24 protein-coding genes are annotated in these 20,752 nt (G+C 44.1%); 19 read left to right on the top strand and 5 right to left on the bottom strand.

Annotated elements, in window-relative coordinates; all coding sequences use genetic code 11:
• Positions 1–20: 20 nt before the first annotated feature.
• The 16 genes from O3621_RS08930 to O3621_RS08855 all read left to right on the top strand — a co-directional run bounded on the left by O3621_RS08930 (position 21) and on the right by O3621_RS08855 (position 11,798).
• On the top strand, positions 21–866 hold the full coding sequence (locus tag O3621_RS08930; protein ID WP_002911906.1) for an S-adenosyl-l-methionine hydroxide adenosyltransferase family protein: 846 nt from the start codon (positions 21–23) through the stop codon (positions 864–866).
• An 11-nt stretch (positions 867–877) separates the two neighbouring features.
• Entirely contained in the window at positions 878–1,420 is a 543-nt protein-coding gene (locus O3621_RS08925; RefSeq protein ID WP_002900998.1) for an ECF-type riboflavin transporter substrate-binding protein, read from the top strand.
• Positions 1,421–1,555: 135 nt separating this feature from the next.
• Positions 1,556–1,753 carry a hypothetical protein gene (locus O3621_RS08920; protein ID WP_125434199.1) on the top strand — a complete coding sequence of 66 codons (198 nt, stop codon included), beginning with the start codon at positions 1,556–1,558 and terminating at the stop codon, positions 1,751–1,753.
• Positions 1,737–1,934: a helix-turn-helix transcriptional regulator gene (locus O3621_RS08915; protein WP_125434198.1), complete on the top strand. Its 198-nt coding sequence runs from the start codon at positions 1,737–1,739 to the stop codon at positions 1,932–1,934. Before O3621_RS08920 ends, O3621_RS08915 begins: the two co-directional genes overlap by 17 nt.
• 14 nt (positions 1,935–1,948) lie before the next feature.
• Positions 1,949–2,440 carry a DUF6773 family protein gene (locus O3621_RS08910; protein ID WP_314448960.1) on the top strand — a complete coding sequence of 164 codons (492 nt, stop codon included), beginning with the start codon at positions 1,949–1,951 and terminating at the stop codon, positions 2,438–2,440.
• A 138-nt stretch (positions 2,441–2,578) separates the two neighbouring features.
• Positions 2,579–3,565, top strand: coding sequence for a rhodanese-related sulfurtransferase (locus O3621_RS08905; RefSeq protein WP_002915762.1), 987 nt, complete (start codon positions 2,579–2,581; stop codon positions 3,563–3,565).
• Positions 3,566–3,580: 15 nt separating this feature from the next.
• Positions 3,581–3,889, top strand: a complete 309-nt coding sequence (locus O3621_RS08900; RefSeq protein ID WP_002903981.1) for a putative quinol monooxygenase — start codon at positions 3,581–3,583, stop codon at positions 3,887–3,889.
• 238 nt (positions 3,890–4,127) lie between these two features.
• Positions 4,128–4,931, top strand: coding sequence for an AraC family transcriptional regulator (locus O3621_RS08895; protein ID WP_314448956.1), 804 nt, complete (start codon positions 4,128–4,130; stop codon positions 4,929–4,931).
• 56 nt (positions 4,932–4,987) lie between these two features.
• Complete coding sequence (locus O3621_RS08890) at positions 4,988–5,401, top strand: VOC family protein (protein ID WP_002919495.1); 414 nt, start codon at positions 4,988–4,990, stop codon at positions 5,399–5,401.
• 9 nt (positions 5,402–5,410) lie between these two features.
• Complete coding sequence (locus O3621_RS08885; protein WP_314448953.1) at positions 5,411–5,770, top strand: TfoX/Sxy family protein; 360 nt, start codon at positions 5,411–5,413, stop codon at positions 5,768–5,770.
• Positions 5,771–6,064: 294 nt separating this feature from the next.
• Positions 6,065–6,982 carry a DUF4299 family protein gene (locus O3621_RS08880; protein WP_314448951.1) on the top strand — a complete coding sequence of 306 codons (918 nt, stop codon included), beginning with the start codon at positions 6,065–6,067 and terminating at the stop codon, positions 6,980–6,982.
• Between the two features lie 180 nt (positions 6,983–7,162).
• Positions 7,163–7,423 carry a SemiSWEET family transporter gene (locus O3621_RS08875; protein WP_002898091.1) on the top strand — a complete coding sequence of 87 codons (261 nt, stop codon included), beginning with the start codon at positions 7,163–7,165 and terminating at the stop codon, positions 7,421–7,423.
• A 218-nt stretch (positions 7,424–7,641) separates the two neighbouring features.
• Positions 7,642–8,403, top strand: coding sequence for a nucleoside phosphorylase (locus O3621_RS08870; protein WP_314448949.1), 762 nt, complete (start codon positions 7,642–7,644; stop codon positions 8,401–8,403).
• A 9-nt stretch (positions 8,404–8,412) separates the two neighbouring features.
• A complete protein-coding gene (locus O3621_RS08865) occupies positions 8,413–10,098 on the top strand; it encodes an ABC transporter ATP-binding protein (RefSeq protein ID WP_314448946.1) in 1,686 nt (561 codons plus the stop codon).
• The gene (locus O3621_RS08860) at positions 10,091–10,927 is read left to right on the top strand and encodes an energy-coupling factor transporter transmembrane component T (RefSeq protein ID WP_314448944.1); all 837 of its coding nucleotides are present in this window, start codon (positions 10,091–10,093) and stop codon (positions 10,925–10,927) included. The genes O3621_RS08865 and O3621_RS08860 overlap by 8 nt, the downstream gene beginning before the upstream one ends.
• 19 nt (positions 10,928–10,946) lie before the next feature.
• The gene (locus O3621_RS08855; protein WP_314448942.1) at positions 10,947–11,798 is read left to right on the top strand and encodes a CPBP family intramembrane glutamic endopeptidase; all 852 of its coding nucleotides are present in this window, start codon (positions 10,947–10,949) and stop codon (positions 11,796–11,798) included.
• A gap of 85 nt (positions 11,799–11,883) precedes the next feature.
• Here the strand turns inward: O3621_RS08855 and rsmG are convergent, their stop codons facing one another.
• The 5 genes from rsmG to O3621_RS08830 all read right to left on the bottom strand — a co-directional run bounded on the left by rsmG (position 11,884) and on the right by O3621_RS08830 (position 17,754).
• A complete protein-coding gene (gene rsmG, locus O3621_RS08850) occupies positions 11,884–12,597 on the bottom strand; it encodes a 16S rRNA (guanine(527)-N(7))-methyltransferase RsmG (RefSeq protein WP_314448937.1) in 714 nt (237 codons plus the stop codon).
• An 81-nt stretch (positions 12,598–12,678) separates the two neighbouring features.
• Positions 12,679–13,422, bottom strand: a complete 744-nt coding sequence (locus O3621_RS08845; protein ID WP_314448934.1) for an ABC transporter ATP-binding protein — start codon at positions 13,420–13,422, stop codon at positions 12,679–12,681.
• A 57-nt stretch (positions 13,423–13,479) separates the two neighbouring features.
• Complete coding sequence (locus O3621_RS08840; protein ID WP_314448932.1) at positions 13,480–15,816, bottom strand: FtsX-like permease family protein; 2,337 nt, start codon at positions 15,814–15,816, stop codon at positions 13,480–13,482.
• Positions 15,791–17,074, bottom strand: a complete 1,284-nt coding sequence (locus O3621_RS08835; protein ID WP_314448930.1) for an MFS transporter — start codon at positions 17,072–17,074, stop codon at positions 15,791–15,793. Before O3621_RS08835 ends, O3621_RS08840 begins: the two co-directional genes overlap by 26 nt.
• A gap of 62 nt (positions 17,075–17,136) precedes the next feature.
• The gene (locus O3621_RS08830) at positions 17,137–17,754 is read right to left on the bottom strand and encodes a TetR/AcrR family transcriptional regulator (RefSeq protein ID WP_314448928.1); all 618 of its coding nucleotides are present in this window, start codon (positions 17,752–17,754) and stop codon (positions 17,137–17,139) included.
• A 153-nt stretch (positions 17,755–17,907) separates the two neighbouring features.
• Between O3621_RS08830 and O3621_RS08825 the strand changes: the two genes are divergently transcribed.
• From O3621_RS08825 to O3621_RS08815, 3 genes are all read left to right on the top strand, one after another.
• Entirely contained in the window at positions 17,908–18,477 is a 570-nt protein-coding gene (locus tag O3621_RS08825; RefSeq protein WP_002915741.1) for a LemA family protein, read from the top strand.
• Position 18,478: 1 nt separating this feature from the next.
• A complete protein-coding gene (gene htpX / locus O3621_RS08820) occupies positions 18,479–19,375 on the top strand; it encodes a zinc metalloprotease HtpX (protein WP_111676219.1) in 897 nt (298 codons plus the stop codon).
• 459 nt (positions 19,376–19,834) lie between these two features.
• The gene (locus tag O3621_RS08815; protein ID WP_002896237.1) at positions 19,835–20,716 is read left to right on the top strand and encodes a helix-turn-helix domain-containing protein; all 882 of its coding nucleotides are present in this window, start codon (positions 19,835–19,837) and stop codon (positions 20,714–20,716) included.
• The last annotated feature ends 36 nt before the right edge of the window (positions 20,717–20,752 follow it).

Raw genomic sequence — 20,752 nt, 5'->3', positions numbered from 1 at the left:
AATATAACTAAGGAGAAAATATGAACAATTTACTCGTACTCCAGTCGGACTTTGGTCTGGTAGATGGAGCTGTGTCAGCCATGATCGGAGTGGCGCTAGAAGAGTCGCCCACTCTGAAAATTCATCATCTGACTCACGATATCACCCCTTACAATATCTTTGAGGGAAGCTATCGTCTCTTTCAGACAGTTAATTACTGGCCGGCAGGAACGACCTTTGTGTCAGTAGTGGATCCGGGTGTGGGCTCCAAGCGTAAGAGTGTGGTAGCCAAGACTAAAAAAGGTCAGTACATCGTTACGCCTGACAATGGCACCCTGTCTTTCATCAAGAAGCATGTCGGCATTGAGGCCATTCGGGAAATTTCTGAGGTGGAAAATCGTCGCAAGGATACGGAGCATTCTTATACTTTCCACGGCCGTGATGTCTATGCCTATACGGGTGCTAAGCTAGCCAGCGGCCATATCAGCTTTGAAGAGGTTGGACCAGAGCTTAAAGTTGAAGACATTGTCGAAATTCAGGTAGTCGAAACTACGCTAGCGGATAATTATGTTAGCGGAGCTATTGATATCCTGGATGTCCGCTTTGGTTCTCTCTGGACCTCTATCACCCGTGAGGAATTCTGCACCTTAAAACCAGAATTTGGCGACCGCTTCGAGGTTACCATCTACAACAATGATATGCTGGTTTATCAAAACCAAGTAACCTATGGCAAGTCCTTTGCGGATGTCCGCATCGGTCAGCCTATCCTTTATATTAACTCCCTCTATCGGGTCGGCTTAGCGATTAACCAAGGTTCCTTTGCTAAGGCCTACAATGTTGGTGTCGGTGCCCAATGGCATATTGAAATCAAAAGAATTGAAAATTAAGGAAGAAGAAAATGAAAAATAATACAATCAGAAACGTAGTCGCAACAGGCATTGGAGCAGCCCTATTCGTGGTCATCGGAATGATCAATATTCCAACGCCTGTACCAAATACCAGCATCCAGCTCCAATACCCTCTGCAAGCTCTTTTTAGCGTCATCTTTGGACCAATCGTCGGTTTCCTGATGGGCTTCATTGGCCACGCCATTAAAGACGCTATGAGCGGTGGCGGACTTTGGTGGTTCTGGATTGCCGGCAGCGGGGTCTTCGGTCTATTAGTTGGCTTCTTTAGAAAATTCTTCCAAGTGGAAGAAGGCAAATTTGAAGTCAAGGATATTATCCGCTTTAACCTAATCCAGTTTGGAGCCAATGCAATCGCTTGGCTAATCGGCCCGATTGGTGATGTGATTGTATCTGGTGAGCCGGTCAATAAGGTCATTGCTCAAAGTATTGTAGCAATTCTGGTGAATTCTGCGACAGTAGCAGTCATCGGAACTGTCTTGCTGACTGCTTACGCTCGCACCCGCACACGCGCAGGAAGTCTCAAAAAAGATTGATTACATCAAAAATTGAAAGATTGGGAGAATTCCTGGTCTTTTTTTGTACAAAATAAAAAACAAAATGTAATTTATATATTGCATTATTTAAAATATATTGTATAATGGACTTATAAAAATGAAGGGAGAAGCGATATGAAAAACATCAAAAATATATATTCACCACTTATTTGGCTTGTTTTGGGTATCATTTTTTTGGTTATAGGACTGAACAATCAAAATCAGACTTTTCTTATTTTTGCTGGCAGTGATATTACAATTGGTTGTGCACTTTTAGGCATAGCAACTAAGAAGAAAAATGATAAGGACAATGATCATGGCAAAAAATCTTAAGCTAAAGATGGCGCGAGTCGAGCATGATATGACTCAGGGCGATTTAGCAGATGCTATCGGAGTGACCCGCCAGACCATTGGCCTGATTGAGGCAGGTAAGTACAATCCCAGTCTCAGTTTATGCTTAGCGATTTGCAAATGTCTCAATAAGACGTTGGATCAATTGTTTTGGATTGAATAGAGAAAGGACTAGTCATGAAAATTAAACTTATTAAACGACAGATCTTGGACGAGCGGGAAGAGCAGCTGGTTAATAAGGCTGGTATGGAGTCTTTTAGTCTCTTCTTGTATGGTGGTTTAGCCTTATATGCTGGTTCTGTAGCAATGAATGGGGGAGTCGTTCACTATCAGCCCTTCTTGCTTTTGATTCTCATCACCAGTTTTTATTTCATGTGTCGAACTCAGTATCTGGGAGCTAATTATTACAATAGTTTCAGTCTGACTATCTGGGGCTTACTGGTTTCGACAGGTTTTCTGACCTTCTTGATTGCTTGCCAGAATTTCCAACTGAATCATGCTATTTATCATAATAGTGTTTTTCACCCCATGTTTCTATTCGTTATTTTAATTACTTTTGTCATTAACTTTCCCTTTATGCTGCTGGTCAATATTTTCTTGGAGTATATAAATAAATGGCAGAAAAAGCGCTTTGAGAAGTATTTGGACCAATTGGAAGAAGAGAGATAAGCTGTCCTTCTCGCTTAAACTTTCCAGCTCTGCTATTTTTCAAACAAATATTTTGCCCAGTTTTTTTAATCAGGTTATAATATATAGATGAATTAAAAAATTCAGAAAATTTTATAGAGAAAAGAGAGTTGAAATCTTATGGCAAAAGATATTCGCGTCCTACTTTACTACAAATATGTTCCGATTGAGAATGCTGAGAAATTTGCAGCTGATCATCTGGCCTTCTGTAAATCTATCGGTCTGAAAGGCCGTATCTTGGTGGCAGATGAGGGAATCAATGGAACGGTTTCTGGTGATTATGAAACCACTCAAAAATACATGGATTATGTGCATTCCCTACCGGGCATGGAAGATCTTTGGTTCAAGATTGACGAAGAAAATGAACAAGCTTTCAAGAAAATGTTTGTTCGCTACAAGAAGGAAATTGTGCACTTGGGCTTGGAAGACAATGATTTTGACAATGACATCAACCCGTTGGAGACGACAGGAGCTTACCTGTCACCTAAGGAATTTAAGGAAGCCCTTTTGGACGAAGACACTGTTGTCTTAGACACTCGTAACGACTACGAGTACGATCTAGGCCACTTCCGCGGAGCCATCCGTCCAGACATCCGCAACTTCCGCGAATTGCCGCAATGGGTCCGTGATAACAAAGAGAAGTTCATGGACAAGCGCGTGGTTGTTTACTGTACCGGTGGTGTTCGTTGTGAGAAATTCTCAGGCTGGATGGTACGTGAAGGATACAAGGATGTCGGTCAGCTTCATGGCGGTATCGCGACTTACGGCAAGGATCCAGAAGTTCAAGGTGAGCTTTGGGACGGCAAGATGTATGTCTTTGATGAGCGTATCTCCGTTGATATCAACCATGTTGATCCAGTTGTGATTGGGAAAGACTGGTTTGACGGTACTCCTTGCGAGCGCTATGTCAACTGTGGCAATCCAGAGTGTAACCGTCGCATCCTGACCTCTGAAGAAAATGAAGACAAGTACCTCCGTGGCTGTTCTCACGAATGTCGTGTTCACCCTCGCAACCGTTATGTGGCTGAAAACGGCTTGAGCCAGGCAGAAGTGATGGAGCGTTTGGCTGCGATTGGGGAAAGCTTGGAAACATTGGTAGCTCAGTAATAAGGAGAGATCCTAATGGAAAAATTTTGTGTTTATGGGAAATTAATGGCCCAAGAAGGAAAGGTGCAGGAACTTACTGCTTACATGCAAGAAGTTGTCAAAGAAATGCAAAATCTTGACACTTGTTTCTGCTATATCTTAGGTGAGAAGGCAGATGAACCCAACAGCATCTATATTTACGAAGTTTGGGAGAGCGAGCAAGCTCACAATGACAGTCTGACCTTGGAAGTTTTTCAAAATCTCATTGCAAAAGCTAGACCCATTATTGCAGGCATGGAAAATTTGCATAAGCTGACTATTTTTGATGGTAAGGCAAGTTTCTAAATTCCTAAGAAAAACTAAAAACTTTAGACGATTCAAACGTCTAAAGTTTTTTTTCATTTATCTACAGGTAAAAGTCTTGTTGGACAGAGATTTGGGAAAGCAGACTATTTCCGCCGATTCTTGGGGCATCTCGCGGATTATCACTTGATTTCTGGTTTTCTTTCCACAGTTCTGATTTTTTGTCCTTTCTTTTTGATGTGATATAATGGGCTTAAATAAATGGGAAAGGAGCAAGTCTATGTCTAAAGCTATCATGGAAGAAGTGGCGGCCTATCTACGTCAGCATACAGATCAAGAGCTGAGTCTGACCGATTTGGCTCAGTATTTCCATTATAGTCCTTCCCATCTATCCAGAACTTTCAAGAAAAAGATGGGCTTTTCTATCAAGCAATATGTGGAAGCTCTTAAGATGGAAAAAGGGATTCAGGAAATTGTGGAAGGTCGGCAAAATGTGACCGAGACCTCTATGGAAGCTGGTTATGATAGTCTAGGCAGCTTCTCCAATACGTTTAAGCGGCATACTGGACTTTCGCCTAAAAAATACTATCAAGAATCAACCAAGGCTTATGATTTTATGATCAAACAGCTGGATGAGAAGGGAGCTTTGTTACATCAGGATCCCGACTGTAAAAGTGGCAATCGGTTGACAGTGGCGCTATCTTATCCTGAGGGGTATGAGCCTCGAATCAGCTGTGTCGGGCTTTTTAAAACCCGCATTCCCAAAGAAGAGCCGGTTATCGGAGTAGCACTGAGTCGGGAGAGCCGGTTTACTTTTGAAAATGTACCCGATGGTCACTACTATCTTTTGGCCTGTGAATTGCTGGAGGATTTACGCCTAACTAAAAACTATGTCTTGAAGCATAACTTTCGCTGGGGCAGCGATGAGCCTCTCACTTTTTCAGGCGATAGCATCTATCAGGAGGAAATCATCATGCGCAGGCCCTTGCCCAGCGATCCACCTATTACAGTTAATCTTCCAGTTTTAATCATGCGTTCCCTAGCCAAACAAGCGCAATTGAGAATAAGAAAATTTTTATCTTAATTGATAAACTGATACTAGAGATTTATTCTCAGATATAAAAAATTGGAGGAACAATAATGAAATTAGACGTATTTTTAAGTTTTAATGGTCAGGCCGAAGAAGCTTTTCGTTTTTATGCAGATCTTTTTCAGACAGAGATAAAGGGACTTGTACGAGCCATTGAGATGATGGATTCAGCAAACCTTCCTGCAGAAAAACGGGATAAGATTGCCTGGATTGCCTTAGATACGGAAAACTTGACCCTGAATGGTGAGGATGTAGGCATTTTTAACGACCTATCTATTCCTAGCAATCATCAGCCCAATCAATGGTTAGTTCTGAGTCCAGATAGTAGAGAAGAAGCCGATGAGCTATTTGCTAAGCTTGCTGAAGGTGGACAAATTCTCTATCCTTTAGAGGAACAAGCTTTCGCAGAGTTTTATGGCCGCTTGATTGACCGTTTTGGTATCGGTTGGGATGTGATGAAATGAGGTAGAAGGATGGCTTATAGTGAATCCTTAGCCCAGCAAGTCCGTGCCATTTTAGCTACTGAACTTCCTCCTCATGTTTTTGAAGAAGAGGTAGAAGAGAAGAAGGTGTTTGGTGGCTTGGCTTTCATGGTTCGAGGTAAGATGACCGTTACTGTGAGTTCGAGAAGCCAAGATCTTGTCATGGTACGCATCGGTAAGGAAATGGAAAAGCAGGTCCTACCTAAAAATGGTGCCAGTGTCACAGTGATGAAGAATAGGCTTTATCATGGCTATATTGATTTAGATGGCGAAGGACAAAAAGAACTGTCTTACTGGATTGGTCTATCCTTGTCCTACAATCAGGAGCTGACACAGCAGGATAAAAAATAAGAAGTGCTCAGAATGAGTCTTGCTTTCTTAGAAGTTTATTCATTGCTTTTTTATGAAGTTCAACTATATTCTTAGAATCTGTATTGATGAAGCTTTCAGTCGGAAAATCTCTTCATGGATACAGGTTTTTTCGTCTTTTTCTTCCAAAAATGTTATACTAATACCAGAGTCCGTTTTAAGAATGGGGTTTATCCCTAAAAGCCTTAGAGAAAAGCTAGTTTGTACCAGTACTGAGTTTTGATTTTGCATTTTCTCGCTTTCTGAAAGGCTTTTGTAGTTAGAAAGGAGCATGGTATGAGTATTTCTTTTTACATTCAGAACCGAAAGGGCTTGTTTAGCTATAAGGCCGTCGAAACACCTTTGTCTTTGGTTTCCTTAGTAGAAGGTCTTGAGGTTGTAGGCCTCGAGGGCGATAAGGCTTATCAATCCTTGGATCAGGTCGGAACTTTTCTGGCTGTCTACTGGGAAGGGGCAGGCCGAGGGTTTGAAGTTTATTATCTACCAGACCGGGAAACCTACCAGGTCCGCGTCTTGACACCATCAACGGTGGGCGACTGGAAAGGGGCTATTCTCTTCATGAGTCGTTTGGCTCAGAAGATGAAGCAGGATATTGTCGATGAATACGGCAATACTTACACTGCTGACGGGATTTTTAATATTGATTTTGAAGCGGATATTCTCTACGGCCTGAACGATGCCAGAGTTGCAGCTGCGCCTATGCATGTTTTCGAAGGCTATGCTCATGATTTGTACATATCGCAGGAAAAGCTTCTGGAACTATTCAAAGCTGAAGATCCTGTGGAGGAGTTTGGCAGGCAGATGGCCGAGATGCAGCAGGTTCAGAGTCAATTTTCTACTCCGAAGTATTATAAGGATCAGGGTGGGAAATACCTGGGTTCTTATGTTCTGACAGAAGGAGTGGAGACAGTCCTTCCGACTCAGCCCATGCCCAAGGGCTACCTGATTAAAGAGATGATTGAGAGCGGTGCTAGTCAAGACATGGAATGGCATCTTCATATCCTGATAGAGGATGCCAGCAGTCCGCAGGGCTATAAATATCTGACAACAAAGGACTTGCAGGCTTTTTTGGAGAAAATTCCAGACACTCACCGCACCTATCTGGATTCCAGTCAGATCCGGATTCAGCCACTCAATCGGCTGGAACTGGAAGCCATTTTGGACCAGCTTCCCGATGGAGAACCGAAGTTTTAGCGCTAGGAAAATTTACTTTTTGAATCTTAACAGAGCTGCCAAAAGGCAGCTTTTTTAGGTCTGTCAGCAGTTCTCACAATTTTGTGACTCTTTTCGTTTTGATGACATTGTTGAAAATATCTTGAAAATTTCATAAAGAAGCTATAGAATAGAGGTCAGTTTTATAAAAAGGAGAACGAAATGAAAGAAAAACACATGCTGATCTTGGGCTGGGTGGCTACTTTTATGTCTGTTATGATGTATGTTTCCTATATCCCACAGATTATGAATAATCTAGCTGGCAATAAGGGTGACTTTATCCAGCCTTCAGTAGCTGCTCTAAACTGTACTCTCTGGGTCATTTATGGTCTATTTAAAGAGAAACGGGACATTCCTTTGGCAGCGGCTAATATGCCGGGCATCGTATTTGGCTTGATTACTGCTGCTACAGCCCTTATGTAAGATAAGATTGGGAGTTGTTCCCAGTCTTTTTTTGTGGGTTAATCTTTGAAATACACTCACTGCAATCCTCGCTATAAAGTCTGCCTATGGCTTTGGCTATGTAGAAAATATGCAGGCAGCGTTCAGCAGACCGTCTTTTTATGATACAATGGTAAGATGAAGTCAGCAGAGTTCTGCTGGCTGTTTCATCAGGAAGAAAGGGAAAAGAGAGCAAGCCTATGATACTTGAAGAATTTGACCAAAGTCGCAAGGCCATCATCAACCCAGAAGACTTGAATGAATCCATAGAGGGTTTTCCGGAGACGGCTGTCTCTTGCTTTGCCAGAGAGACTTTCGCCCGGATGTTGGCGGATTTTGAACATGAGCTGATTATGACGACTAGTATGGCTAATATTGAAATTCCTATCTATCGTGTTTTCGCAGATGGACGGGAACTGGCTCTCTTCAATGCACCTGTTGGAGCTTCAGCCTGTGTGGCTATTCTGGAAGACTTGATTGCTTTTGGCATGAAGAAGCTGGTGCTTTTCGGTACTTGCGGTATCTTGGATGAGGAGATTAAGGAAACGTCCGTCATTATCCCGACGGAGGCCCTGCGCGATGAGGGGACTAGTTATCACTACCAGCCAGCTAGCCGTGAGCAAGAAGTCAATCTTGGCCTGAAAGATTTTTTGACGGATTTTCTAGATGCGCGCGGTATTTCTCATAGCAAGGGCAAGGTCTGGACGACAGACGGCATTTACCGTGAGACGCCAGCTAAATTCCGCCAGAGAAAGGCTGAGGGAGCTATCTGTGTGGATATGGAATGCTCAGCTGTAGCTGCCTTAGCAGCTTTTCGAGAGATATCCGTCTGCCAGTTCTTCTATGCAGCTGACCACTTATCTGAGGAAGCTTGGGATATGCGCAATCTGGCTAACCACGCTGACTTAGACGAAAAAGATAAGATTGCCAATCTCGCGATTCAAATCGCTCTGGCACTATAGAGAAATAAGATGAAAAAACCAATTATCCAATTTGAAGACTTTAGCTTTCAATATCAGGCCCAGTCTGAGCCAACCCTCAAGCAGATCAATCTGACTATTTACGAGGGGGAGAAGGTTCTGATTGTCGGTCCATCTGGCTCTGGTAAGTCAACGCTGGGTCAGTGCCTCAATGGGATTATCCCCAACATTTATAAAGGTGAGGCCAGTGGTCAGCTCTTGATTAAGGGGCAGCCAGCCTTTGAATCCAGCATTTATGATAAGTCCAATCTAGTCAGCACGGTCTTGCAGGACACGGACGGCCAGTTTATCGGGCTTAGCGTAGCAGAAGATTTGGCCTTTGCGCTGGAAAATGATGTCATGGAGCTATCGCTTATGCGCGAAAAAGTCCAAACTTGGGCTGGAAAGCTGGATCTAGCTGAGCTTTTGCAGCATCGGCCCCAGGATCTATCAGGCGGTCAAAAGCAGCGTGTCAGTCTGGCTGGGGTTTTGATTGATGAAAGTCCCATTCTGCTCTTTGACGAGCCCTTGGCCAATCTGGATCCCAAGTCGGGTCAGGATACCATTGATTTGATTGACCAGCTTCATCGAGATACGGGAACGACGACTCTGATTATCGAGCACCGCTTGGAAGATGTCCTCTATCGGCCTGTAGATAGGCTAGTGCTTGTCAATGACGGACGCATTCTCTTTAATGGACAGCCGGATGACCTGCTCAAAACCCAGTTGCTGGCTGAAAATGGAATCCGCGAGCCGCTCTACATTACGACCCTGCGCCAGCTAGGGTTTGATGTAGAAAAAGCGGAGGGATTGTCCCGCTTGGATCAGCTGCAGCTGGCAGATGTGACCTTTGAGGGCAGAAACTGGTCTGACTCTGACAAAGAGCCTCAGGAGCCCTTACTGGAACTGGAGCATGTGTCCTTTGCTTACCAGAGCGGCGGCAAGCCTATTTTGCAAGATATCAGCCTGAAGATTTTCAAGGGTGAGCGGATAGCCATCGTTGGTAAAAATGGAGCTGGTAAGTCAACCCTGGCCAAGGCTCTCTGTCAATTTATCGAGACTGAGGGGAGCTATAGCTGGCAGGGTCAGGACATCAAGGGAGACTCCATCAAGGAGCGAGCTGAGCGGATTGGCTATGTCCTGCAGAATCCCAATCAGATGATTTCTGCAGCCATGATTTTTGATGAAGTGGCTTTAGGTTTGCGCTTGCGCGGACTGGCAGAAGCGGAAATCGAAGAGCGAGTCCATGCGGCTCTCAAGACCTGTGGACTCTATGAATTCCGTAGTTGGCCGATTTCGGCCCTGTCTTTCGGCCAGAAGAAGCGGGTGACCATTGCTTCTATCTTGGTGCTGAATCCGGAGATTATCCTCTTGGATGAGCCTACAGCTGGTCAGGACCAGCGCCATTATACCGAGATGATGGACTTTCTAGACGAGCTCAATCAGCAGGGACATACGATTATCATGATTACCCACGATATGCAGCTGATGCTGGATTATTCAGATCGGGCAGTGGTTGTGGTGGATGGTCAGATTTTAGCCGATAAGGCGCCTGCGCAGGTGCTGACAGATCAAGAGTTGATTGCGGCGGCTCATCTAAAGGAAACGTCAATCTTTGCTCTGGCTGAGAAGATTGGTGCCGACCCTCTGGCTTTGACCGAGTTTTATATGCAAAAGAAGGAGGACAAGCATGCTTAATCAGCGAAAATTAATCGGCTACCATGCAGGCGAGACTTTTCTTCATGGTCTGTCCGGTGCCAGCAAGATGCTCTTCTTCGTTCTGGTATCAGTGGCAGCCATGATTAGCTATGATACTCGCTTTTTGCTGGGGCTAGCCCTGCTGTCCCTTTGTCTCTTTCGGCTATCCCATATCCGCATTCGAGACATTTCATTTGTTTTAGTCTTTGCGGCATCCTTTGCTGCTCTTAATTTAGTGATGGTCTATCTTTTTGCCCCTCAGTATGGTGTCGATATCTATGGAGCCAAAGATGTCCTCTGGACCGGATGGGGAGCTTATAATCTAACAGCTCAGGAGCTGTTCTACCTCTTTAATCTCCTGCTCAAGTATGTTTCGACCATACCTCTGGCAGTGATTTTCCTCATGACAACCCATCCCAGTCAGTTTGCTTCCAGCCTTCATCAGCTTGGTATTTCCTATAAAATTGCTTACGCGGTCAGTCTGACGCTCCGCTATATTCCAGATTTGCAGGAAGAATTTTTCCTCATCAGGATGTCTCAGGAAGCGCGCGGGCAGGAATTATCCAAGAAAGCCAAACTTACTCAGCGCGTAAAGGGAAATCTGCAGATTATCATTCCGTTGATTTTCAGCTCACTAGAGCGTATCAACACCATTGCCACCGCCATGGAACTGCGCCGATTTGGGAAAAATAAAAAACGAACCTGGTACACCTATCAGGCTCTAAGCAGGAGAGATATGCTGGTGCTGACACTGGCAGTAGTCTTTCTATTCCTCTGCTTTGCTCTCTTCGCAGTCAACCATGGACGCTTTTATAATCCGTGGAGGTAGGAAAAGGGAATAAGAAAGTATGAAAATAAAAAGAATTAAAGACCAATATGTCCGACAGATTCAAGTTGTTTTGATTATTTATTTGGTTTGCTGTATTCTGCGGATTGCAGAATACATGATTTTGAGGACGGATCAGACATTTTGGGGAGAATCTTTTGTCCACAAACTCCTAGGGCTGGTACTCCTGGTTCCAGCTTTGCGTTTTTACGGCCTGAATTTCAAACAAATTGGCTTGGGGACAAAAAACTTGTTCCGTCGTGTTAGTCTAGGTCTAATCTGGGGGAGTTTATTTTTTGCTTTAGCTTATCTGATAGAAATCGCTGTATTGCTGAGTCAAGGAAATTTTCTGGGGCTTGATTTCTATGTATCTGCTTATTCAGTCAATGGCAATATCGGCCAGCAAAGGGGCCTTCTTTTTCTATTGATCTGTCTGGCGGGCAATCTCATCAATGTCCTCATGGAAGAAGGAATCTTCCGTGGACTCTTTCAAAAAGTTTTTGAAAGAAAATACAGCTTTATCAAATCGGCTCTTTTGTCCAGTCTCCTTTTTGGTTTCTGGCATATCATGGCACCCTTCAGAAGTTTGCTTGATGGGGAAATGAGCTTGACAGGTTTTTGGATTAATAGTTTGATTTTAGTTCTCACTAGTTTTCTGATTGGTCTTCAGTTTGCTCTTATGGCTAAGATGACGGGCAGTCTCTATATGGGCATGGCTGTTCATTTTGTTAATAACACGGTGGTTAATCTGCTTCATATCCTATCAAAAAACGGAACAGATCAGCTACTGAGTCTCCGAATCACCGTGGCTCAGACCTTGTCATTTTTAGTGCTTTTAATCTACTATCAAACACGAAAGCGGTCGCGCCATTGAGTTCTTTATACCTCAGTTTTCTTTTCGACTTATCTTAACGAGGCATTTAAAAAGCAGGCAATTACTGAATTGCTTGCTTTTCTTCTTATAATGGCCTTTTATTTGGCATGCCGGCTTTGCGGGGGTATTTATTGGGGGTCTCTTTCTTCTTTTCCACCACTGTGATAAAGCGGGGGTCCCCGTTTGGTAGGGCATAGCTGAGGTTGTCTTGGACCTTGCTAAAGAGTAAATTGAGGGCATTTTTTGCTTCTTCCAGTTCTTCTGGAGCATTAGAAGCTTTGAGCGCCAAAAGCTTCCCGCCAACTTTTAGATAGGGAATGGTCAGTTCGGATAGGACCTGCATCCGAGCGACTGCACGGGCAGTGACCAGGTCAAATTGGGCCCGAAAGACCTTGTCCTGAGCAAAGTCTTCTGCGCGGCCGTGGTAGAAGTGAACCTTGTCCAGCCCGAGCTCTTCTGCCAGCAGTTTGAGGAAGTTGATGCGTTTGTTGAGCGAGTCAATGATAGTCACATCCAGCTGAGGACAGATGATTTTCATAGGGAGACTGGGAAAGCCGGCACCGGCGCCGATATCCAGCAGCTTAAGCTTTTGATTATCAATCAGACCTTGCAAAACGGGCGCTATTGAATCATAGAAATGCTTGAGATAGACTTCGTTTTTCTCTGTAATAGCTGTGAGGTTGATTTTTTCATTCCATTCGACCAAGAGTTCAAAATAACGCTCAAACTGGTCTTTCTGGCGGTCAGTCAGTTCAATCCCCTGCTGGCTCAATAGCTGGTAAAATTCTTGCGGTGTCATAGTTTCATCCTTGTTTGTCAGTATTCATCCTATTATATCATAAAAAGGAGACCCCAGCATTCTGCCAAAGGGCCTCTTTTCTTATATGCCAATCTGATTGAGCTCCACCAAGAGCAGCTGGCGTCGCCCATCCTGATTAGCGGTTTGGTCAAATAGAACTTCTTTTTTGATCTTGCCGTCTAAAATGAGTAGGACCTTGTCGGCATAGGTAGCCACGCTGGCATCGTGCGTCACTAGGAGAATGCTTGCGCCCTGCTGGTGGAAGTGCTGCATGAGTTTCATAGCTTGACGGCCAGCCTGAGAGTTGAGGGCTCCTGTCGGCTCGTCAGCAAAAATGATTCGAGGCTGGTTCATGAGAGCCCGGCAGATGCCGGCTCGCTGGAGCTGGCCGCCCGATACCTGATGGATAGAGCGGTGAGCAATGTCCTTAATGTCAGTCAGAGCCATTAACTCCTTGGCTCGCTTATAGGCTACCTTTCGCTCGCTGCTTTTCTTACCAATGATACTCGGTAGGCAGATATTGTCTAGGATATTGAGATTTTTCAGGAAGGTTGCCTGCTGGAAGACAAAACCGAAAGCCTCTCTGCGAAGGCGGTCTAAGTCCTTATCTTTCATAGCTAGCAAGTCCTGTCCCTGGTAAAGAATCTGGCCTTGGTCAGGTCTGTCAATGGTGGATAGAAGATTGAGAAGAGTGGATTTCCCGCAGCCAGACGGCCCCATGATGGCGATGAATTGGCCGCTCTCAATCTCTAGCGACAAATCACGGAGAATGGGCTCCTGATTTCCCTGATAGCTTTTGCTGAGGTTGTGTGCTTCTAATAACATAGGCTTCTCCTCGGATGTAAAATAAATGCTAAGTGCTCGAAAGCTATCTGCTTAAGGTCAATGTTCCTTGAGATAACGTCCAATTTCCAGCTTGTTCAGCGCTCGGAGACTGATGTGTGCTGCTGTGAGTCCGCTAAGAAGCAGAGCCAGCGGTGTCCATAGAAAAGTAAGGGACTTATTGATGATGAGCTGGAGTTTGCTGATACCGAAGCTGTTGAGCAGCAGACTGCAGACTTCTTGCCCCAGACTAAGGAGCAGCAGATCGGCTATTGCCAGAGCCAGCATCAAGATGAAGCAGACAGCGAGCAGGTAGTGGCTCCTGAGTCGTTCACTGCCAAATCCCAACATCCGATAAAGTGCCAAGTCAGCTTGGTCCTTGGTGAAAATCATATAGACAAAGAGAGTCATTAGGATGAAGACAATGCCGAGTCCTGTCCAGAAAACGCTGGTCTGAATCAAGCGGAGCATGGCTAGAGTGTCATCAAAAGTCTGATGGAAAAAGTCTTCTACGTCGGTTAATTTATAATTGGAATAGTGTTTTTTCCACTCGTTGATTTTTTTAGCTTTGTTGCTAGCATCTTTAAGTCGGATGGTCGTCAGACTATTGAGCGTTTGCGCTTGCTTTGTCACAAAGACAGCCTTGGCGGTCTTGCCGCCGTAGGTCAGGTCTGAGTAGATACCGACTACTTTTAGTTTTCTGGCTTGACCGTCTACCGTCAAGGTCAAGCTGTCTCCTACTTTTAGCTTGAGCTCTTCTGCCTTCAGCTTGGAGAGGGCAATTTCATGCTCGTTTTTAGGATAGTGGCCTTGGCTGTATTTGACTGGAAATCCCGCATGGTTTCCCAGAGTTACCCGCAACTGCTGAGTCTGACCTTGCTGGTCTTGATAGGAGAAATTCTGGCTCTGGTACTGATTAATCTCTGCGATATCCTTGTCTACCCGCAGTTCTTTCAGAAGCTGGGCAGTCTTGGTATCGATATCTTCAGTCTGAGAAATATCAACCAACACATCTGCCTGACCAGCTCCCAGATATTGGATGAAATGTCTGTCCGTCACCGTACTGTAGAGACTGGCTGGCAGCAAAATGAGCAGGCTAATCAGACTGACAATGAACAAGATAGTCAAATAGAGTTTTTTATGACTGAGAATCGTTTTCAGAGCGAAATAGGGTCTGTCTAAGAAGGGGATAGTCGGTAAGCCCATTTTCAGAGTAGAACGAGCCTCGGTTAGACTGTTGGAAGAAGCTAATCTTAAAGCTTGTCCGGGAGTCAGTTTCTTAAAGGAGCTGAGAGGCCGGGCAGTCAGCCAGAAGACTAAGAGACAGAGTAGCAGAGCCACTAGCATTTCCAAAAGATAGCTGTAGGATGGCGTCGGGTTTTGCCCCATAGACAGTGCCATCTGCTTTTTAAAAGGAGTACTCAGGAGAAAGGACAGTCCCCATCCTACGATGGTTGCCAGAGCCAGGCAGAAATAATACTTGGTCATATAGACCCTGCTGATAAAGCTTTGGGGCAGTCCCATCACTTTCATAACGGCAATCTGCTGCAGTTCTTCTTGAATCTTGGTCAAGAGGGCAAAGCGCATGCAGAGAAAGGTGATGCCAATGATAGCAACAACCAGCAGCTCCATGACTAGGATGACTAGAGCATCATTGAAGCCGTTAATCATCTTGATCGTCGGATAGGTAATCATAGGCGGTCCATTGGACTCAAGCTCGGCATTTTTATATGCTTGCTCGATGGTAGAGATCTGACTAAGCTTATGTACTCGAAAGGCAATCAGGTTCTCGTTAGATGCAAATGCTTCTTTTTTTAGAGTCTGCAAATCAGTCTGTGAAATGAGGAAGCGCTTAGAGGAGACTAGACCAGCATTCATCTGGGCATCTCGAATAAAGCCCTGGACAGTCAGCTCTAGCTTGCCGACTCTTATTTTGTCGCCGATTTTGATTTTTCCGCTGTTGTAGTAGTAGAGCGGAATGTAGACTTGCCCCGGCCGAGTTTGGGCTGGCTGGTTATTCTGATCTAGCAGAAAGTCAAAGTTTTGGTTCTGATTGGAAAAGCCATTATCCTGCGAGCTGTCCTGAAGTGAGTCCTGTCCATTGATGTGGATGGCTGACCCTTCTACATTGACAAAGTCTGTCAGCTGCCAAGAGGCAATTTCAGCATGCTGCTGGACAAAGTTTTTCAGGCGTTCTCGGTCAATGCTGCCGCTGTGCATTTGCAGGAGATGAGGACTTTTGGCTGTCTCCACAAAGCGCTCAATCGAGTTGGTAAGACTGACGGTCAGGCGCGTTGCTGCAAAGCTTAGGGTCAGCGTTAGGAGCAGGAAAAGCCCGATGACCAGCATACTGACTTTATTTTCTTTTAAATCATTTTTTATCAAGCGTTGAAACATATTCCAGCTCCTTTACTGAACGTGCTCGGGAGAGCAGATAAGCGCCGATGCTGATAGAGATACCGGATAGGATAAAGAGCAGACCGTAGCCTCTGCCTCCTCCGACACCTATGATTTTTCCGACAGAATTTGCCAGCCAGCCAAAGTAAGTCAGTGAGGGCTTGAAAAGAGTGTCCGCGACCCAACCCATGCCGGCATAAGCTAGCACATAGCCTAGCTGAGAAATAATCCCGATGGTCCCCCAGACCTTGCCCTGATCCGCTTTATTGATATTTATGCGGACCAGATAGTCAATGGCCGTATTGGCGAAAGGCAGGGCTGCAAAGAGGAAAAAGCCAAAGCAGCAAATCCAGATGAAATTTTCCTTCATTCCCAGCCCAACCATGAAGAGTCCTAGTAGAAATAGTGAGAAGCAGAGCATACGATGGAAGTGTTTTTTGATAGCAACTATCCCCAGAACCAAGCCTCCTATCAGCATCCCGCTGCTGGAGATGGTCATGACCAAGCCGGCTGTTTTGGCATCTGTGAAAGCTAGCACCAAGGGAGAAAGCAGGATTTGGACTGTTCCCAAAAAGAAGGAAAAGCCTGTTCCGGCTAGGACTAAAATCCAGATGCCTTTTTTTTCATAGACGATTTGAAAACCTTTAAGGAAATCCGCCCAGAACCGGCTATCACTGCTATAAACTTGTGTGTGAATGGCCCTACGAGCGAGCAAGGTGCAGGCTACTGTCACGAAAATGGTTGAAAAGTCCAGCAACAGAATCGTGCTGATATGTCCACTTGCCAAAATCATTCCAGCCAAGGCTGGTGAAATCAGATAGCGGGCAATGCCATTAATCTGGGACAAACCAGTTGCTTTTGATAACTGATCCTCCGGCAGCAAGTCGGAAATCGTAGCTCGAAAGGCTGGATTGACCAAGGCTGAAAAGAGCGAGCTAATAGCAGCTCCGATACAGATAAAAATCAAAGCAGGATTCCTCAGACTAAAGTAAATCCAGAGAACTCCTAAGCCTGACAAGCCATCTCCCAGAGCCATCAGCAATCTTCGGTCATAGCGATCGGCCAGAATTCCAGCTAGAGGAGTAACCAAAAGACCGGGTAGAAAAGCACAAAGCGTAACAAAAGAAGAAACAGAAACCAAACCGGTCAGCTGGAAGATATAAACTCCTAAAGCGAAAGAAGTCATACCAGAGCCGATTTCCGAGATGAGGCTCCCTATCCAAATCAATAAAAAGAGTCTAAAGCCTGATTGTTTCATAGTTGCCTCCTTATGCTTGCAATGTCAAGTAAGTGTAAATAGTAAATCTAGTAATTAGCTGTCTAGCTGCTTTGTGTCTGAATCAAAGATAGAAAGGGATTGAAGTAGCCTTGCCGGCTGCGAAAAAGAGTTTCTAAAAGATAGAGAAAAGCCTGAAGTTTTTGCTGCTGTTTTTCTGGGGGTAGAGCCTGAAAACTGCTGCCAAAAGCTTGTAGAGAATAAGTAAGAATCATTTCTAGACTTTCGTAGGGATAGTCGGTCCTCATATCTCCAGCGGTGATGCCGTCTTGGATGATGGGAAGTAAAATCTGAGGCGCCCGTTCAAGAAGAATTTGATTGGTCTTTTCGTGCAGGAGCGCATTTTGTGGCTGATTTAGATGCAGTAGCACTTCCTCTCCCTCTTGGTGATTGAGATTCAGTGCAGCTATGCTGCCAGCCAAGCGTTCTATGATAGTCAGTTCACGATTATCAGCAAAGGCTTGAGAAGCCGTAAATGCTTGTTCAATAGTTCGCTCAATGATGGCATCCATTATCTCTTCCTTAGAAGAAAAGTAATAGTAGAGAGTACCGCGGGCGATTTGAGTCGCTTCTAAAATCTGGGAGATAGAGGTCTGGTCAAAGCCTTGCTCCATAAAAAGCTTTTGTGCGGTATCTAAGATAAAGTCTTTTTTATTAGCCATGCTTGCATCCTTTTTGGTGATAAAATTTTATTCGACCGACAGTCGGTTTATTTTTTCCTTTATCGTACATCTTTTCTAAATCAATGTCAAGAATAAAGACAGTTCTACTATTTTTTGATATAATAAGTCTAATCAAAATTGAAGGAGTATATCATGACTTTTATTATTGTTCTTATTATTGTCGCGGTTTTAGCGTTCTTTGTCGTTGGTGCTTACAATACCTTGGTTAAAAGCCGTATGCAGACTCAGGAAGCTTGGAGTCAGATTGATGTGCAGCTTAAACGCCGAAATGACTTGATTCCTAACCTCTTGGAAACGGTCAAAGGCTATGGCAAGTACGAGCAGGCAACCTTGGAAAAGGTAACCCAACTGCGCAACCAGGTAGCTTCAGCTGCTTCACCAGCTGAAGCCATGCAAGCCAGTGACGCCCTTTCTCGTCAGATTTCTGGAATCTTTGCAGTAGCTGAAAGCTATCCAGATCTGAAAGCAAATACCAACTACTTGAAGTTGCAGGAAGAACTGACCAATACTGAAAATAAAATCGCTTATTCTCGTCAGCTTTATAATTCAGTAACTAGCAACTACAATGTAAAGTTGGAAACTTTCCCAAGCAATATTGTTGCAGGAATGTTTGGCTTTAAAGCTGCGGACTTCCTCAAGACACCAGAAGAAGAAAAGGCTGTGCCAAAAGTTGACTTTGGCAGCACTGGACTAGGTGACTAAGATGCTATTTGATCAAATTGCCAGTAATAAAAGGAGGACTTGGCTCCTCCTTATCGCTTTTTTCGGCCTTTTGGCTCTTGTTGGAGCAGCTATTGGCTATCTCTGGCTGCGGTCTGCTCTAGGTGGTGTCTTGCTAGCTTTAATTATCGGCGCGATTTATGCCGGAGTGATGATTTTTCAGTCTACAGAAGTGGTCATGGCTATGAACGGGGCTCGCGAGGTCTCTGAGCAGGAAGCACCTGAGCTCTATCATATTGTTCAAGATATGGCCATGGTCGCTCAGATTCCTATGCCACGTGTCTATATCGTAGAGGATCCCTCTCCCAATGCTTTTGCGACCGGTTCTAAGCCTGAAAATGCGGCTGTCGCAGCAACGACAGGTATCTTGCAAATCATGAATCGTGAGGAGCTTGAGGGAGTGATAGGCCATGAAGTCAGTCATATTCGCAATTACGATATCCGAATTTCAACGATTGCTGTGGCTTTGGCCAGTGCTATTACCATGTTGTCTAGCCTGGCTGGCCGTATGATGTGGTTTGGTGGCGGACGGCGCAGTAGTAATGATCGAGATAACGATAGTGGTTTGGGAATTATTCTCCTTATCGTATCACTGATTGCTATCGTTTTAGCTCCTCTGGCAGCTACCTTGGTGCAGTTGGCCATTTCTCGTCAGCGGGAGTTTCTGGCTGATGCTTCCAGTGTAGAGCTGACCCGCAATCCGCAAGGGATGATTAATGCCCTGCTCAAGCTGGATCGCAGCGAGCCTATGGAACATCATGTCGATGATGCCAGTGCAGCTCTCTATATCAGCGACCCTAAGAAAGAAGGCGGACTGAAGAAACTCTTCTATACGCACCCTCCTATCTCAGAACGAGTGGAGCGCTTGAGACAGATGTAAAAACTGGGAAACTTAAATTATTCCCAAAAGTTAGATAAATAACTAGTAAAAGGATTTAGTTCCGTATTGTCAAGGACTAAGTCCTTTTCATTTTGCTTCCTTTAACTCATGTCTAAAAGATGTTCACTCAGATTGTGTTACAATTTTATTTCAGTCATCTATAAACCTTAGATTATCCAAGTTTATTTTTGTATAAGTAAGGAGGCTAGATTTAAAAAAGCCAGTGTTTTCAAGTTGTCAGGTTGAACCCTCCTGACTTTCTTGTAAAATTAGCATTTTCTTAAAAACCATAAAATTTTCAGAAAAAATCACTATATTGAGTTATTTTATTGTTCAAGTTAATCTATTTGTATCATTTAGAAATACAAAGTAGTTTTTTTGTAACAAAACAGAAATATATTACTAGTATATTAAATTTAGTAAAAAATTTTATTGCATATATGAAACCGGGGGTTCGGTATGTTGAAAACATTTGGAAAAATTTTCAAAGTCATTAGAGAATCAAAAAACATGTCTCTTAAAGAAGCGGCGGCCGGAGATATTTCAGTGGCTCAATTGTCCCGTTTTGAGCGGGGAGTCAGTGGTATCACGCTTGATTCTTTCTATTGCTGCTTGAAGAATATGGCTGTTTCTCTAGACGAGTTCCAGTATGTTTACCATAACTACATTGAGGCAGATGATGCGCTCTTCTCGAAAAAAGTAGCTGATGCTTATCAGGAAAACAATGTTGTCAAGCTCCAAAGTATTTTGGCTAGCTCAGAAGCTTTGGCTGAAAAGTTCCCTGAGAAGAAGAACTATAGGCTCAATACAATTGTTGTTAGAGCAGTATTGTCTTCCTGCAGTCCAGATTTTCAGATTAGCAAGAAAGATACAGAATTGCTGACTGACTATCTCTTTTCCGTCGAGGAGTGGGGACGTTATGAGCTCTGGCTCTTTACTAATAGTGTCGATCTACTGACCTTGGAAACACTGGAAACCTTTGCTAGTGAGATGATTAACCGTACCCAGTTTTATAATGACCTACCAGAGAACCGCCGGCGTATTATTAAGATGTTGCTTAATGTTATCAGCGTCTGCATAGAGGGAAACCATTTGCAGGTTGCTATGAGATTCCTCAATTATCTTGATCATTCTAAAATCCCTGAGACAGATCTCTATGAACGGATGCTGATTAAGTATCATAGGGCTCTTTATTCCTACAAGGTTGGAAATAGCCATGCTCTAAGTGATATTGAGCAATGCTTATCTTTTTTGGAATTCTTAGATTCCTTCGGTGTTGCCCAGAAGCTCAAAGCTCAGTTTGAAAGAATTTGCCGTTCTCAGTTGCAGATGTGCAAATAAAATAGACTCATTTCCAAAAATATACTAGAATAAGAG

Source organism: Streptococcus sp. 20925_1_22 (assembly GCF_041431685.1).
In the GTDB taxonomy this organism is placed as follows: Bacteria; Bacillota; Bacilli; order Lactobacillales; family Streptococcaceae; genus Streptococcus.
Note: the sequence above shows the minus strand (reverse complement) of the source record. Positions and strands in the feature narration are given on the sequence as shown.